At 71.1% G+C, this 14022-nt stretch carries 18 protein-coding genes and 1 pseudogene; 11 read left to right on the forward strand and 8 right to left on the reverse strand.

Annotated features, from left to right (window positions below; genetic code table 11):
* Window positions 1–6 precede the first annotated feature (6 nt).
* Complete coding sequence (locus K7B10_RS06830; protein WP_229335044.1) at window positions 7–870, reverse strand: universal stress protein; 864 nt, start codon at window positions 868–870, stop codon at window positions 7–9.
* Complete coding sequence (locus tag K7B10_RS06835; RefSeq protein ID WP_229335045.1) at window positions 867–1775, reverse strand: universal stress protein; 909 nt, start codon at window positions 1773–1775, stop codon at window positions 867–869. The genes K7B10_RS06830 and K7B10_RS06835 overlap by 4 nt, the downstream gene beginning before the upstream one ends.
* A 242-nt stretch (window positions 1776–2017) precedes the next feature.
* Here K7B10_RS06835 and K7B10_RS06840 point away from each other — a divergent pair, with 242 nt between their 5' ends.
* The 6 genes and pseudogenes from K7B10_RS06840 to K7B10_RS06865 all read left to right on the forward strand — a co-directional run bounded on the left by K7B10_RS06840 (window position 2018) and on the right by K7B10_RS06865 (window position 6376).
* Window positions 2018–2668, forward strand: coding sequence for a CBS domain-containing protein (locus tag K7B10_RS06840; protein WP_229335046.1), 651 nt, complete (start codon window positions 2018–2020; stop codon window positions 2666–2668).
* Window positions 2652–2843, forward strand: a pseudogene (locus tag K7B10_RS06845) (universal stress protein); the annotation flags it as partial. The gene K7B10_RS06840 and the pseudogene K7B10_RS06845, both read left to right, overlap by 17 nt.
* Window positions 2844–3147: 304 nt before the next feature.
* Window positions 3148–3750, forward strand: coding sequence for a CBS domain-containing protein (locus K7B10_RS06850; RefSeq protein WP_229335047.1), 603 nt, complete (start codon window positions 3148–3150; stop codon window positions 3748–3750).
* A gap of 13 nt (window positions 3751–3763) precedes the next feature.
* The gene (locus K7B10_RS06855; RefSeq protein WP_229335048.1) at window positions 3764–4366 is read left to right on the forward strand and encodes a CBS domain-containing protein; all 603 of its coding nucleotides are present in this window, start codon (window positions 3764–3766) and stop codon (window positions 4364–4366) included.
* A gap of 115 nt (window positions 4367–4481) precedes the next feature.
* Window positions 4482–5360: a universal stress protein gene (locus tag K7B10_RS06860; RefSeq protein WP_229335049.1), complete on the forward strand. Its 879-nt coding sequence runs from the start codon at window positions 4482–4484 to the stop codon at window positions 5358–5360.
* Window positions 5361–5383: 23 nt separating this feature from the next.
* Window positions 5384–6376: an Acg family FMN-binding oxidoreductase gene (locus K7B10_RS06865; RefSeq protein ID WP_229335050.1), complete on the forward strand. Its 993-nt coding sequence runs from the start codon at window positions 5384–5386 to the stop codon at window positions 6374–6376.
* Window positions 6377–7068: 692 nt separating this feature from the next.
* Here the strand turns inward: K7B10_RS06865 and K7B10_RS06875 are convergent.
* The 6 genes from K7B10_RS06875 to K7B10_RS06900 all read right to left on the reverse strand — a co-directional run bounded on the left by K7B10_RS06875 (window position 7069) and on the right by K7B10_RS06900 (window position 11504).
* Window positions 7069–7665: an Rv1733c family protein gene (locus tag K7B10_RS06875; RefSeq protein WP_443734638.1), complete on the reverse strand. Its 597-nt coding sequence runs from the start codon at window positions 7663–7665 to the stop codon at window positions 7069–7071.
* Window positions 7666–7707: 42 nt separating this feature from the next.
* Entirely contained in the window at window positions 7708–8208 is a 501-nt protein-coding gene (locus K7B10_RS06880; RefSeq protein ID WP_229335053.1) for a flavodoxin domain-containing protein, read from the reverse strand.
* Window positions 8209–8292: 84 nt separating this feature from the next.
* On the reverse strand, window positions 8293–8511 hold the full coding sequence (locus K7B10_RS06885) for a hypothetical protein (protein ID WP_229335054.1): 219 nt from the start codon (window positions 8509–8511) through the stop codon (window positions 8293–8295).
* A gap of 253 nt (window positions 8512–8764) precedes the next feature.
* The gene (locus tag K7B10_RS06890; protein WP_229335055.1) at window positions 8765–9214 is read right to left on the reverse strand and encodes a universal stress protein; all 450 of its coding nucleotides are present in this window, start codon (window positions 9212–9214) and stop codon (window positions 8765–8767) included.
* Between the two features lie 524 nt (window positions 9215–9738).
* Window positions 9739–10422 carry a helix-turn-helix domain-containing protein gene (locus K7B10_RS06895; protein WP_229335056.1) on the reverse strand — a complete coding sequence of 228 codons (684 nt, stop codon included), beginning with the start codon at window positions 10420–10422 and terminating at the stop codon, window positions 9739–9741.
* A 5-nt stretch (window positions 10423–10427) separates the two neighbouring features.
* Complete coding sequence (locus tag K7B10_RS06900) at window positions 10428–11504, reverse strand: zinc-dependent alcohol dehydrogenase family protein (RefSeq protein ID WP_229335057.1); 1077 nt, start codon at window positions 11502–11504, stop codon at window positions 10428–10430.
* A 186-nt stretch (window positions 11505–11690) separates the two neighbouring features.
* Here K7B10_RS06900 and K7B10_RS06905 point away from each other — a divergent pair, with 186 nt between their 5' ends.
* The 5 genes from K7B10_RS06905 to K7B10_RS06920 all read left to right on the forward strand — a co-directional run bounded on the left by K7B10_RS06905 (window position 11691) and on the right by K7B10_RS06920 (window position 13897).
* Window positions 11691–11906: an MBL fold metallo-hydrolase gene (locus tag K7B10_RS06905; RefSeq protein ID WP_229335058.1), complete on the forward strand. Its 216-nt coding sequence runs from the start codon at window positions 11691–11693 to the stop codon at window positions 11904–11906.
* Window positions 11903–12214, forward strand: coding sequence for an MBL fold metallo-hydrolase RNA specificity domain-containing protein (locus K7B10_RS06910; protein ID WP_229335059.1), 312 nt, complete (start codon window positions 11903–11905; stop codon window positions 12212–12214). Before K7B10_RS06905 ends, K7B10_RS06910 begins: the two co-directional genes overlap by 4 nt.
* A 218-nt stretch (window positions 12215–12432) precedes the next feature.
* Window positions 12433–12558 (forward strand): hypothetical protein, encoded by a 126-nt coding sequence (locus tag K7B10_RS40730; RefSeq protein WP_267501346.1) that lies wholly within the window; start codon window positions 12433–12435, stop codon window positions 12556–12558.
* An 11-nt stretch (window positions 12559–12569) separates the two neighbouring features.
* Window positions 12570–13223 carry a CBS domain-containing protein gene (locus K7B10_RS06915; RefSeq protein WP_229335060.1) on the forward strand — a complete coding sequence of 218 codons (654 nt, stop codon included), beginning with the start codon at window positions 12570–12572 and terminating at the stop codon, window positions 13221–13223.
* Window positions 13224–13291: 68 nt separating this feature from the next.
* Complete coding sequence (locus K7B10_RS06920; RefSeq protein ID WP_229335061.1) at window positions 13292–13897, forward strand: CBS domain-containing protein; 606 nt, start codon at window positions 13292–13294, stop codon at window positions 13895–13897.
* The last annotated feature ends 125 nt before the right edge of the window (window positions 13898–14022 follow it).

Consider the following 14022-nt stretch of genomic DNA (forward strand, 5'->3'; position numbering starts at 1 on the left):
GCGGGCTCAACCGGTGGGGACGGTGATCACCGGGCAGTGCGCGCGGTGCAGGAGGCCGTGGACGACGGATCCGATCCGCATGCCGGTGTATCCGCCGCGTCCGCGGCGGCCCACGACGACGGCCAGGGCGTGCTCGGCCGCGCGTGCCAGTTCCTCGACCGGGTGGCCGGTGAGGACCTCGTGGGTGACGTGCACGTCCGGGTACTTCTCGGACAGGCCTGCCGTGGCCTCGGAAAGCAGGGTGCGCTGGGCCCGCAGTGCCACCTCCTCTTCGTCCATCATGATCAGGGGCCGCTGCCAGACGCAGACGACCCGCAGGGCCGCGCCCCGGAGGTCGGCCTCGTCGAAGGCGAAGGCCAGTGCGGCGGTGGCGGACGCACTGCCGTCGACACCCGCGACGACATAGGCCGGCTGCTGGCTGATGTGCTCCGCGTCACCCACCACGACGACCGGGCATTCGGCCTGGGCGGTGACGGGGACCACGAGTGAGCCGGCGCTGAAGAACTCCGCAGTCCGGCTCAGATGGCGGGAGCCGAGCACGACCATGCGGGCGTCCCGCGCCGCGCCACCGAGGACGGGGCCGGGGAAACCGCCCAGCAGATCTGCGGTGACGGCCACCTCGGGGTGGCGGTTGCGCACCCAGTCCTCGGCTTGTGCCAGTCTTTCCGTCCCTGCCTGCCGCGGGGACATCCGGCCAGGGGTGTCGTCGACCTGATGGGTGTCGTGCTGGGGCGGTACCGCGAGCACCAGGCGCAGCGGCAGTCGGCGCCGTTGTGCCTCGTCGGCGGCCCAGGCCAGGACGAGGTGCCAGTCCCTGGCCGGGTCGATGCCCACGACGATGTTCCGGGTTGCTGTCCGGCGGCCGGTCATGAGTGGCTCCCGAAGTCGCTGCCGGTCCGGGGGATGAGCAGGACGGGGCAGTGGGCGTGGTGGACCAGGCTGTGCGTGGACTTGCCCAGATTGGGGGTGATCCCCAGGGCCCCGGGGACCCGGCGGCCGCCCATGACGAGCAGGTCGGCGTGGCGGGACGCCTCCACGAGGACACCGGCCACGGAGACGCTCTTCTCCGCATGGGCCTGCACGTCCAGATCGGGGAACTCCTCACGGATCACGTCCGTGACGGCCCGCAGGGTCTCTGCGTGCCCGGCCGCGATCTCGTCGATCCCGTCGATCATGCTGACCACCTCGCCGACGGACTCGAGCACGTTCCACACGTGCAGCAGCCGCAGCGAGGCCTTGTGCAGCTCGGCTTCCCGGGCCGCGTACCGGGCGATCAGAAGATCGTGCTCGTCACGCACGGCGGCGGCGACGGTGCCGGTCTCCTCGGCCCCGTCGACGCCTCGGACCACGATGACGGGGGTCGTGGCCATGGCCGCCGTATCCAGCCCCACCGAGCCGAGCATGAGGGAGTTGAAGCCGCCCAGTCCCCGATTGCCCACCACGATCGTGCCATGGAGCCCACCTGCCCGATGCAGGCTGTTGACCGCGTCTGCGCGGCTGAATTCCGTGGTCACGGTCAGGCCTGGGTGCTCGGCCGAGACGGCCTTGGCCGTGTCGTCGAGGAGCTCCCGACCGTTGAAGCGGACCCGTTCGATGGTCTCCGCCGACACGTACAAGGCCCGGCCGTCGGTGTCGGCCCCGAAAACGATGTGCAGGGGGCGATCGCGACGTACGGCCTCCTTGGCCGCCCACAGGGCAGCGACGCGTGCCGGCTGCGAGCCGTCCACGCCGACGACGACCGAGCTGGTGTCCGGGGTACGGAATGCGCTTTCCACGGTTCCTCCCAACCGAGAAGCCGATGAGGGCCACCACTCACGCTGGCACCGTCGATGCTCCGGGGCGAGGGCCGCCCGGGACCACCGTCGGGACCAAAGGTCCCCATCGCCCTGGCCGGGCCCTTACGGACCACAGGACGGGACCGTTCGGCCCTCGATCGCCGGAAGGCCCCGACGGATGGTGGGGGCAGGCCCCGCAGCGTGCACGGACCTGGCGGGACACGGCGGAGCAGGAGGACCTCATGAAGCACATCAAAGTGGCGGACTTGATGACCGACGAGGTCGCCTCCGTGACGCCGGACACCCCCTTCAAGGACGTTGCGAAGCTCCTCTCCCAGTACGACATCACGGGAGTCCCGGTCCTGGACGACCAGGACCGTGTCGTGGGTGTCGTTTCACAGACGGACCTGCTGGCGCACACGGCCCGGCACAACAGCGCAGTGGCCGTGCCGCCCACCGCGGGCAACGTCATGTCCGCGCCCGCGGTCACGATCCACCCCGAAGAAACAGTGGCCGACGCCGCCCGGCTGATGACCCGCCGGAGCATCGAACGCCTCCCCGTCGTGGACGTGGAGGACCGGCTCGTCGGCATCGTCACCCGCCGGGACCTGCTCCGCACGTTCCTGCGCCCGGACTCCGAGATCCGTCGGCGAGTGACCGACGAGGTCCTCGCGGAAGTACTCCGTGTGCCGGCGGGTGACGTCGACGTGCACGTGGTGGACGGCATCGTCACTCTGGACGGCCAGGTCGAGCTCCGAAGCCAGCTCCCCGTACTGCGCAACCTCGTCGAACACCTCGACGGGGTGGTCGCCGTGGCATCGCGCGTCACCGCCCGAACCGACGACACGGCAACCGCTCAAGCCGGCCACGCCCGCCATGCGATGCCGTGGTGACGAGGCGCCCGGCCACGCGAAGGCGCTGACCGCGACCTCAGCGGAACTGCACCGGCGCCATCCGCAGCTGGAGATCACCACGCGCAGCCTCAAAGGCCGACCGGCGGCCGCCCTCGCCGCGGAGGCCGCCGACGCCGGACTCCTGGTACTGGGCTCCCGCGGCCTGGGCGGGCTGGTGGGTTTCATCATCGGCTCGGTGGCGATGTCCACCCTGGTCGCAACCGACACCCCGGTCGGGATCCGCGGGCGAGCACCTCGTCCGGGCTTCACAGGGCGCCGGACTCGTCGCGTGGGACGCCATGTGCGCCGCTCTCCCCTCGGCCGCACCTCGGTTCGGTCGCCCACGCGGTGCTGCACCACGCAACGGTCCCTGTGGCCGTCATCGCCCACCGGTGAAGGGGCGGTCTGCCCGGGCGCCCCGGACGGTTCACCCTCCCCACCCTCTCAAATACCCCCTTTTCCCTCGAGAAGGAAAGCCCATGAAGCGTCTGCGCACCGTCGAGGACGTCATGACACACACCGTGATCTCCGTCGACCGCGACACCGCGTTCAAGGACATCGTGGAAACACTGCGGATGTGGAACGTCAGCGCCCTCCCGGTCCTGTCCGAGGACGGACGGGTGACCGGTGTCGTCTCGGAAGCCGACCTGCTGCTCAAACGCCAAGCCACCCGCACGGACCACGACACCACCGCCGGAGAACTGATGACCCGCCCGGCCGTGACCGTCACGAAGGACGCCACCATCCCCGTTGCGGCGCGTCTGATGGCCCGCAGCCACCTCAAGCGCCTTCCCGTGGTCGACGAGGACGGCCGCCCGGTCGGTCTCGTCAGCCGCGGCGATCTCCTGAAGGTCTACCTCCGCCCGGATGCGGACATCGGCGCCGAGATTCGCGAACTGATCACGTACCGGCTCATTCCGCACGGTTCCACGGAGGTATACGTCCACGTCGCCAACGGCATCGCCTACCTGCGCGGGTCGCTGCCGGACCCCACGCTGGAAGACGTCGTCGTGCGCGCCGCCGGCACCGTACCGGGCGTCGTGGACATCAAGGCGGATTTCACCGCCCCCGTACCCGCATGAGGGGACGGCTGCCATGAGGCACCGCAGTGTCGCGGACCTGATGACGCCCACCGTCATCACCGTCCAGCGCGCGACCGCCTTCAAGGAGATCGCCCGGATCCTGAAGGAGTTCGACATCACCGCCGTGCCCGTCGTCGACGAGACCGGGCACCCCGCCGGTGTCGTCTCCGAAGCCGACCTGCTCCGCCGGCGGCCCGCCGGCGATGCGAGAACCGCCGAGGAGCTGATGACGAGCCCGGCCGTCACGGCACGGCCCGAGTGGAGCGTGGTCCGCGCAGCCAGGGTCATGCAGCGACACCAGGTCAAGCGGCTACCGGTCGTCGACTCGGACGGGCGTGTGGTCGGCATGCTCAGCCGCAGCGATCTGATCCAGCTTTTCCTGCGCCATGACCACGCGATACAGGAAGAGATCCTCGAGGACGTGCTCACCCGGACGCTCCACCTCGCCCCCTCGGCCATCACCGTCGAGGTCGATGACGGCATGGTGACGCTGAGTGGCACCCTTCCCCGGCCCGGAGTGCTGCCCGTGATCGTCCGCCTCTGCCAGAGCGTCGACGGAGTCGTCGACGTCGACAACAGGCTGACCCGGACCGAGGCCGGGGCCGAGCCGAACTGAACTGAACGGGCAAGGAGGGCCGATCGGTCCCCGGTCGGACCGCTCGGACCCTCCCACCGGCACGACAAGCGGAACAGTCTGGAATCAGCCGACCACCGACTCCAGGAGGGACACCATGTTGAACCGGATCACGGTAGGTCTGGACGGATCGAGCGCCGGCCTCGCCGCAGCCGACTGGGCCGCCCACGAGGCCGAACTGCGCGGCGCGGCGCTGGAACTCGTCCACGCGGAGGACTGGGCCCAGTACGGGCCCTTCGCCGTCCCGCTCCCCGAGCCGCGTCAGCAGTGGGCGGAGGATCTCCTTTCGCACACACGTGACCGGCTGCTGCGCGAACACGGCACGCTCGACATCAGCACCCGCGGCACCGAAGGACTCGCGGCCTTCAAGGTCCTCGCCTCGGCCGCATCCGATGCGGACCTGCTCGTGCTCGGCTCACGCGGTCTCGGCTCCGTCACCGGGTTCATCGTGGGCTCGACCGGCTCGGCGACCATCCCCGAGACCGAGACTCCCGTCGTCCTCGTGCGCTCCGTCGACGGCCAAGACCGTCCGCACGTGAATGCGGACGATGCCGGACCGGTGGTGCTCGGAGTGGACCCGCGCAGCAACTGCGACCGGCTCCTCTCCTTCGCCTGCGAGGAAGCCGACCGGCGGTCCTGCCCGCTCGTCGTCGTACACGGCTGGTCGCTCCCGCCGGTCTTCTCCTACGCTCCCACCCTCGACCCCGGCGTCGAGAAGGAGATGGCCGACCGGCTCAAGACCACTCTCCGTGACCTGCTGAGCCCCTGGGAGCGGAAGTACCCGCAGCTCTCCGTGGACGCACGCTTGGTCATCGGTCAGCCCGCCATCCAGATCCTGGACGCCGCGTCCGGCGCGGCACTCGTCGTGGTCGGCCGGCGTATCCGCCGTCCGGCACTCGGCGCCCGCATCGGGCCCGTCACCCACGCGGTGATGCACCACGCCACCTCACCGGTCGCCGTCGTGGCGCACGGCTGAGGCCGCACAGACAGGACAGCCCCGTGACCGCCACGCACCTCGACCCCGACACCGTCATCCGGCTCATCGGTGACGCCGTCACCGCCCCGTCCATGCACAACGCCCAGCCATGGAAGTTCGTGTTCCATGTCGGCAGCGGTGTACTCGCCCTGTACGGCGATCCGGAACGCGCCATGCCCCGGACCGACCCGGATCACCGTGGCCTCCACCTCAGTTGCGCCGCGGCGCTGTTCAACCTGCGTGTGTCCGCAGCCTGGATCGGCCTCCCCATCCGTGTGCAGCTCGTGCCCGACGACGCCGAACCATGGCTGCTCGCCACGGTGACCATCGACGAAACCGCGGGCGCGGACCCCGAGCTGGCCTCCTTGCACGACGCCGTCCGGCGCCGGCACACCAGCCGGTACCCGTTCAGCGAGGAGCCGGTGCCGACCGCACTGCTGGACGGTCTGTGGGCCGCGGCCCACTTGGAGGGCTGCCGGCTGACCGTCCCGGACACCTGGCACATCGACACCGTGCTCGGGCTGGTACGGGACGCCGAACACCGCGAGGAGATCGATCCGCTCGCCCGGGCGGAAACCGCGGCCTGGACCTCCCACACGCAGGACTCTGCGAGCCCACGTGACGACGGCATTCCCGCCGCCGCATTCGGACCCAAGGGTTCCGGCGGGCCCACCCCCGTGCGCGACTTCGGTTGGGCCAACCCGACACCGGATCGTGGCTGGGCCGTGTTCGAGAAGCGGCCGCAGCTGGCCCTGCTGAGCACCGAGGGGGACACGAGGGCCGACTGGCTGCGCGCCGGCCAGGCCATGGAGCGCGTCCTCCTGCAAGCCACCGCTGACGGCCTTGCCACTTCGATGACGTCCCATCCCCTGGAATGGCCGGAGCTGCGGTGGACGGTGCGCGACCCGGTCGCGGCCATGGGACACGTGCAGATGGTCTTCCGCCTCGGCTACGGCCCCGCAGGCCCCGACACGCCCCGCCGTCCGTTGACCGAGGTCCTGGAAATTCGGGAGTAGAAGACGGTGGAGGACGCGCGGCCGCTCAAGGGCCAGCGCCGCAAACACCAGTGCGGCGGCCGGCTCGGCCAGCAGCCGGGTACGGCTGGGTGAAGACGAGTTCGAAGGCGATGCCGGCGAGCAGCAGCGCGCCTCGGACTGGGCGACCCGTGCAGGTTCGGCGTACCGATGCCGACGGCGCGGGCCACGGCAGCCGCGGTGGCACCGTTGTCACCGAGGCGCATCCGGTTGCGGGTGAGGGTGCCGGTCTTGTCGGTACGGATGACATGGGTGGAGCCGAGGGTCTCCACGGCACTCAGCCGCTTGATCACCGCGCCGTGGCGGACGAGAACACGTACGCCGACGGCGAGGGCGAGGGGCGATGGTGGGCAGCAGCCCTTCCGGCACGTCGGCCACGAGCAGGCCGATCGCGAACACCAGCGAGTCGGTGAGCGGCAGCCCCACTGCGACGCCCAGCACGAGGAATACCGCTCCCAGGGCGACCGCGACGGCGGCGCGCAGCCAGGCGACCTTCTTGACCTGCGTCTCCAGCGGGCTCGGTTCGCGGCGGGTGCGCCGGCTGAGAGCGGCGATCCGGCCGAGTTCGGTGTGGTCTCCGGTGGCGAATACGATCGCCTGCGCGCCGGGGACCCGGTCCCGGGCCGGGACGTGTTGCGGCTGGCCGTCGCGGAGCACCCGGGCCGGCGGCGGTCTCAGTCGTCACCGGCTCCCTGGCCGGGGCGCAGGCGGCCGGACCAGAGCGGCTCGACGCCCGCCCACTCGGATTCCCAGGCCCGTGCGCTGCGCGCGTCCAGGACACGGAGGCGGACGGCGACGAGGGCGCCGCCGGCGAGCACGATCCCGGCCAGCGCTCCGGTGCCGATGCCCACCGCGTTCAGAGCGATGTCGGCCTGGCCGGGCGGAGCGGCTGCCACGCTGCCGTTTTCATCGACCCACACGCGGACCGTGTCGCCGTTCCGGGTTCCTGCCGGAACGGGGATGGTTTCCGTGTGCGAGCGCTGCGCGGGGTAGTGCCACGTGGCGCTCGCAACGGTCACCGGGCGGCTGCTCGGCTGGTCTCCCGCTCGGTAGCCGGTCTCGCCGACCGTGGTGGCCGTCACGGTGTGGCGGTGGCGCGCGATGTTCTCCGCGGTGCGGTGGCCGTCCGTCCAGGCCGCCCGCCCGAGGGCGAAGCCGACGACCACCGCCAGCAGGCAGATCAGCGCGAAGGCGGCACGCATACGCGTCCGGGTGCGGTCGGCATCACGCCTGAGCGGGTTGGCCCCCGTCCCTTGCGTCCGGTGGTGCATGGCACGCCTCCGTGCTGGTGCGTGCCGAGCCGGGCCGTCCCTTCAGGCGGCGACGAGCTCGGCGCTGATGTGGTGGGCCCACTTCTGGATCCGCTCCGGGTTTCGGAAGTCTCCGCCTTTGCCCTGGCGGGTCAGTGCCTTGGCGAGGAAGCCCGGGGTGTGGGCCGTGACGCTGCCGCCGAAGGTCATGTGCTCGCGCGCTCCGACCAGCTGCATCTCCCGGGCGACCGCGGAGACCGGGGGGACGTCGTGTTCCTCGGCCGAGCGGTCGAGCGGGCCGCTGCTGAACATCCACACAGGGCGGTGCCGCAGGGAGTCGGCGTTGCGTTCGGCGCAGTGCTTGGCCTTGCTGCTCCAGTGGCCGGCGTAGAGGGAGCCGCCGAGGACGACGGCGTCGTAGGCACGGACGTCGTGGACGTCGTCGGCGGGCAGCACGACGGCGTCGAGACCGTCCTCGCGCAGGGTCACCGCGATCTGTTCGGCGATCCCTGCGGTGGCTCCGTGCTTGGTCCCGTAGGCGACCAGGACTCGCTTGGTGCTCATGGCGGGTGCTCCTTGGCTCCATGGTGCGTTACTGATGCCACTGTCACGCGGCCGACGGCTGGTCCGCTTGGGCCGGACGGATCCCTAGAGGGACCATTCGGTCCTCCCCGTAGCGGCTCTCCTCGGCGGCGGCGACGTGCTGCTTGACAGCGGCGGAGCTGTCTCGGCGAAGTCCTGGGCGAGGAGGATGTCGGCGGGGATCCCGGCCATCACGTAGACCTGGAGGCCGTGCTCGCCGCGCCGGAGCCCTTCGGCCGCCATCACCTCGAGGACCTTGTCGGCCTCTTCCAGGTGCGGCAGCACGGGATCATGACGATGACGCTGGTCAGGCCCATCTCCTCGCGCACCCGGCGAAGGGGCTGCTGCATGCCACGACGCCCACGGGCGGGTCCGCAGGTGCTACGGAAGGCCCATCCCACCGGCTGGACACACACGGCACGGGCGCGGCCGTCGAGGTGTGCGCCGGGCTCAAGACGTCACGCCGCAGCCCGAAGCCCACCCCTTGCGCCTGGGCTCCGGCTGGACACCCGGCCCGGCGTGCGCGAGGCGAGCAGGATCACTCGACGGGGGCGTCAGCCCGGACGATGGTGATCGGACACGGCGCATGGGACGCCGTTTGCTGGCTCACCGAACCGAGCAGGGCTCGGCTGAAGCCGCCGCGACCTCGGCTGCCCACGACCAGCATGTCCGCACCCTCTGCCGCATCGACCAGGACGTCGACCGGATTGCCGCGCACCAGACGCTGGTGCACGGAGGAGGCGCCGTCCTCACCGAGAACCGTGCGGACCTCCTCAACCAGACGCCGCTCGGCCTCCTCCTCGTCAAAGTCGGCGTCCACCGCCGGAGCCGACCACGATGCGGCACCGGGGAGGTCCCACGCCGCGACCGCCTCTACTCGCCCGCTCACCAGCCCCGCGTACCGGACCGCCCAGCGCAGCGCGGCCTGGGACGAGGGCGATCCATCGACGCCCACCACGATCCGCGGAGCCTCTTGCTGCCTGTTCATCCCGTTTCACCCTTCCGACGGCTGATACATCCACAGTGTGCGCATCACGAACGCAGCGCCACGCGAGCATGCGGCGGTTGTCGGGTCAGCCCTTGGGCAGCCGGAACCACCGTTCCTGGCCTGCGGCAATGCGTGCGTGCCGGTCGCCGGGACGCTGATGCCGAGCCGGCCGGGCCGGAACCGGATACGGATGTCCTCGTGCCCCGGGTAGGGGACCGAGAACGAGCCCGTCCAGGGCGCGGCAGCGTTCGACACCCGAGTTGGTGATGTCGCCGTCGAGGACGGATTCGATCTCGATCTCGCCTTCCAGCCGTACGCCCGGAAGACGGTCCGTCATCGGCGACGCACGCGGGGGCAGACCCGCGCGTGGCGAACCGGCCGTGCCCCGGGTGCAGAGGGACTCGATCAGCCGCTCGGTCGTCGACCAGCTCCCGGTACCCACGGGCGGCGTCGAACGGGCACGGTGGTTCTCGTGGCGAGGAGCAGTCCGCCCGTGTCGAAGACGACTGCGCCCGGCCCGTTCATCACTCATGCACCACACGGCGGCCGGTGAGACGGACCGGGGTGAGCTTCATCCAGTGGGTACGGGCGCCGCCGGCCCAGGGGTGGGACCGGGCCGTGGCGTTGAGGTGGTGGAGTTCTTCCGCGTCGGTGACGGGTGCCAGTTCGCCCACGGCCAGGACGCTCCATCCGCTTGCGGTGACGTCGTCGATGTTGTCGATCTCGAAGGCGGCCTCGGTCCCCGCCGCTCTGGCGGCGGTCGCTCCCTCAGCGGTCCGGAAGGTGATGTCGGATCCTGCGACCAGGTAGTTGACGGGGAGAACCGCTGGGCCGTCCGGAATGAAGACGGCGATGCGGCCCACGCCGTGCGTGGCGAGCAACCGTCGGCATTCGGTCTCGTCCAGCGGTACGAGCGAGCTGTCGCGCCGGGCGGTGGACCGGCCGGGCACACGCTCGGCGCTCGCGCCGGTCAGGTCCTCGACGGTGACGCCGAGCGCGTCGGCGATGCGGAGGAGGGTGCTGATGGCCGGGGACGCGGCGTGGTCCTCCAGATAGGCGATGTAATTCGCGTCGGCTCCGCACTTCTGGCCGAGTTGCTCACGGCTCAGGCCGAGTGCGTTCCTGCGGGCCGCCAGGCGGCGGCCCAGGTCGGTGCGTCCGGTCGTCTCGCCGGACTGCTGCGGGTGGGTGCCCGGCGTGCTCTTCACGGCACTCACGCTCCCTGGGGAGGTACGGCGAGCGTGTCGTGCTGCGGTCCGCCGAGCACGACCTTGAGGGCGCCGGTTTCGCCGGCGCGGGAGAAGACGTCGTACGCCTCTTCCATCTGGTCCAGCTCGAAGCGGTGGGTGACCATCGCGGCCCCGGGCAGGCGGCCTGCGGCCATCATGCGCAGCAGCATGGGGGTGGAGTGGGTGTCGACGAGGCCGGTGGTGATGGTGACGTCCTTGATCCAGAGGTCTTCGAGGTGGAGGACGGCGGGCTTTCCGTGGACACCGATGTTGGCGACGTGTCCGCCGGGGCGGACCATCCGGGTGCACATCTCGAACGACTCGGGAACACCGACCGCCTCGATGACCACGTCGGCGCCCAGCCCCTCGGTCAGGTCTTCGACCAGCCGCTCGGGCTCCTCCAGCGCGCTTGCGGTGGCGTCGGCACCGAGGTCGCGCGCGGCAGCGAGCCGGGAGGCGGCGAGGTCGACGGCGATGATGCGCCCGGGGCTGTAGAGCTGGGCGGTGGCGATGGCGGCCAGGCCGATGGGGCCGGCTCCCACCACGACGACGGTGTCGCCGGGGCGCACGTTGCCGTTGAGGACGCCGACCTCGTAGGAGGTCGGGAAGATGTCGGCGAGCAGTACGGCGTCGTGGCTGGCCAGGGCGCTGGGAAGCGGGTGGACGGAGAGGTCGGCGAAGGGGACGCGTACGTATTCGGCCTGGGTGCCGTCGATGGTGTGGCCGAGGACCCAGCCGCCGCCTCCGCGGCACTGTCCGTAGTGGCCTTCGCGGCAGAAGCGGCAGCGGCCGCAGGCGCAGATGCAGGAGATCAGGACGCGGTCCCCGGGGCGGACGGTACGGACGTCGCCGCCGGTTTCGACGACGGTGCCGACGGCCTCGTGGCCCAGGATGCGTCCGGGCGTCACCTCGGGGACGTCGCCCTTGACGATGTGCAGGTCGGTGCCGCAGATGGTGACGGCGTCGACCCGGACGATCGCGTCGGCGGCGTCCTTGATCGAGGGGTCCGGGACGTCCTGCCAGGAGGTCTGTCCGGGCCCGTGGAAGACGAGTGCCTTCATGGCGCGGCCTTCTCTCTGTGCTGTGCGGTGCGGTGCGGTAGGGGTCACCGCCAGGCTGTGCCCCCGCTCCTGCCGCCCGCTTGGGCCGGTCGGTCCCCTACCGGGGACCGGTAGGGACCCTCCCCAGTGGTCACGGCGGATGCGACGGTGGAATCCGGCATCCGTCCGGAAAGGAGGGCTGCTGCCATGTCCCGGCCAGCCCCTGCCTCCATCGCCCGTCCGGCCCTGCGGCGCTTCCTCGGCGGGCTGCGCACGGTCACCGGCAGCGAGTTCCTCGTCGAGAGCGACCACGCCCGGATACCCGTCGACTGCGGGCTCTTCCAGGGTGTCGCGGACCTGCGCCGCCGCAACTGGGACACGCCGGCCTGCGATGCCCGTGACATCCACGCGGTCGCACGGTGAAGTTCCTCGACCCGGTAGGCCACGTCCTGGGCTCCGCGTGGGCGCACCTGACCCTGGAGGACGGCCACACGGTCGCCGTGAGCGGCGACCTCGGCCGTCCCGGTCACCCCTTCCTCCTGTCACCCGAACCGTTCTCGCCCGAGATCGCGGCACGAGGTGAGGCCGCGATCGGCGAGTACGTACCCGTACGCGCCGAGGTCGCCGACGTCCCGCACTTCTCGGCCCACGCCGACGCCGACCGGATCGATGACGAGCTGGGCCGGACGGCCGTCGTACCCAAGTCCGGGGAGGCCGTCCTGGTCCGCTGACCGGGGCCGGACGGCCCTGCACAATGCACCGCGCGGCCCTCCCGGCCCCCATGGCCCGCGGAGCACGGTGAGGACGAAGGGTTGGAGGCACTCCATGAGCACCATGCACGGCGTCCTCGAAGGAATGGCACCGGAAGCCCGCGAGGCCCTGCCCGCCCACTCCCACCAGCTGACGTCCCCCGCCGGCCGTACGGGAGCTGTGCGAGGAGGACTCGGACGTGGGCCGGTCCGTCGCCATCGCCGTGGTCGCCGTCATCACCGACCGGCTCGACTCCGCCCGGACCCGGCTCCTCGACCTGTTCGCCTTCTACGGCGGCGGCCGGCCACTCGCCTACTCCCGCTGAGGAACCCTGCCATGACATCCACCCCGTACACCGTCCACGACGTGATGACGACGCCCGTCGTCACGGTCACCCCCGCCACCGAGTTCAAGGAAATCGTCGCCGCCATGGAACGGTGGAAGGTCAGCGCCGTCGTCGTCATCGAGGGCGAAGCCCGCGCCGTCGGCGTGGTCTCCGAAGCCGACCTGCTCCCCAAGGAGGAGTTCCACGAGCACCGTCCCGGCATGATCGAGCAGTTGCGGCGCCTCGGCGACACCGCCAAGGCGGGATCGGTACGCGCGGAGCAACTGATGACCACCCCCGCCGTCACCGTCAGCCGCGACGCCACGCTCCCCCAGGCTGCCCGCCTCATGGCCGACCGCCACGTCAAGCGGCTCCCGGTGGTCGACGCCGACGGAACCCTCCAGGGCATCGTCAGCCGCTCCGACCTCCTGAAGGTCTTCCTCCGTTCCGATGACGAGCTGACCGCCGAGATCCGCCAGAGCGTCGTCGAGCGCCTCTTCCCGCTCTCCCACAAGGCCGTCGAGGTCACCGTGTCCCGGGGGATCGCCACCCTGACCGGAACGGTCCGCGACGCCGACCTGATCCCCATGGCAGAACACCTCACCCACTCCGTCGAAGGCATCGTCGACGTCCGCTGCCGACTCGTGGGCCCCGCACCGAACTGAGCGTCCCGGGCCGTGCTCGCCGGTCGGCGCCGACGCTCGGACAGGGGGAATGCCGCTCTGGAGGAATCATGAAGCACCTGCGCACCGTCAACGACGTGATGACCCACGCCGTCATCTCCGTCGACCGAGGAGCACCGATCAAGGAGATCGTGGAGGCCATGCGGCAATGGCGGATCAGCGCCCTGCCCGTCCTGTCGGACGGGGGTCGCGTCGCCGGCGTGGTGTCCGAAGCCGATCTGCTGCTGAAGGCCCAAGGCGCGGACGAATCCCGCGCCGTGACCGCCGGCCAGCTGATGACCTTCCCGGCCGTCACCGTGACCGAGGAGACCGGCATCGCGAGCGCCGCCCGTCTGATGGCCCACGGGCACCTCAAGCGACTACCCGTCGTCGACCGCGACGGCCGCCTCGTAGGCGTGGTCAGCCGGGGCGACCTGCTCAAGATCTACCTCCGTCCCGACGCGGACATCGCGGAAGAGCTCCGCGAACTGATCATGGCCGAGCTCATCCCCGCCGGCTCAGCCGTGGTGCAGGTCCACGTCTCCGACGGCCTCGTCCACTTGGAAGGCACCATCCCCGACCCGGCCCTGAGGAACGTCCTGATCCGCGTCGCACGCACCGTACCGGGGGTCGTTGACGTCACGGCCGCGCGCCTCGGCACCGAAGTCCACACGTAGGAGGGGCCTGCCCTGAGGCACCGCAGCGCCGCCGGCCCGAGCCGTCGGCCTGCACCCGCGCCAGAGCACCGACGGTCCCGTGGATGTGGGCAACCGGCTCGACAACGAACAGGACGACGTGTCGG

It is taken from the genome of Streptomyces flavotricini (genome assembly GCF_020639365.1).
Lineage (GTDB): Bacteria > Actinomycetota > Actinomycetes > Streptomycetales > Streptomycetaceae > Streptomyces > Streptomyces flavotricini.

Excerpts from the sequence above, each read along its gene's own strand:
- K7B10_RS06890 (WP_229335055.1), bottom strand. The coding sequence starts at position 9,214 with ATGAACAGGCAGCAAGAGGCTCCGCGGATCGTGGTGGGCGTCGATGGA.
- K7B10_RS06855 (WP_229335048.1), top strand. The coding sequence starts at position 3,764 with ATGAGGCACCGCAGTGTCGCGGACCTGATGACGCCCACCGTCATCACC.
- K7B10_RS06920 (WP_229335061.1), top strand. The coding sequence starts at position 13,292 with ATGAAGCACCTGCGCACCGTCAACGACGTGATGACCCACGCCGTCATC.
- K7B10_RS06905 (WP_229335058.1), top strand. The coding sequence starts at position 11,691 with ATGTCCCGGCCAGCCCCTGCCTCCATCGCCCGTCCGGCCCTGCGGCGC.
- K7B10_RS06880 (WP_229335053.1), bottom strand. The coding sequence starts at position 8,208 with ATGAGCACCAAGCGAGTCCTGGTCGCCTACGGGACCAAGCACGGAGCC.
- K7B10_RS06830 (WP_229335044.1), bottom strand. The coding sequence starts at position 870 with ATGACCGGCCGCCGGACAGCAACCCGGAACATCGTCGTGGGCATCGAC.
- K7B10_RS06860 (WP_229335049.1), top strand. The coding sequence starts at position 4,482 with ATGTTGAACCGGATCACGGTAGGTCTGGACGGATCGAGCGCCGGCCTC.
- K7B10_RS06900 (WP_229335057.1), bottom strand. The coding sequence starts at position 11,504 with ATGAAGGCACTCGTCTTCCACGGGCCCGGACAGACCTCCTGGCAGGAC.
- K7B10_RS06875 (WP_443734638.1), bottom strand. The coding sequence starts at position 7,665 with ATGCACCACCGGACGCAAGGGACGGGGGCCAACCCGCTCAGGCGTGAT.
- K7B10_RS06840 (WP_229335046.1), top strand. The coding sequence starts at position 2,018 with ATGAAGCACATCAAAGTGGCGGACTTGATGACCGACGAGGTCGCCTCC.
- K7B10_RS06850 (WP_229335047.1), top strand. The coding sequence starts at position 3,148 with ATGAAGCGTCTGCGCACCGTCGAGGACGTCATGACACACACCGTGATC.
- K7B10_RS06915 (WP_229335060.1), top strand. The coding sequence starts at position 12,570 with ATGACATCCACCCCGTACACCGTCCACGACGTGATGACGACGCCCGTC.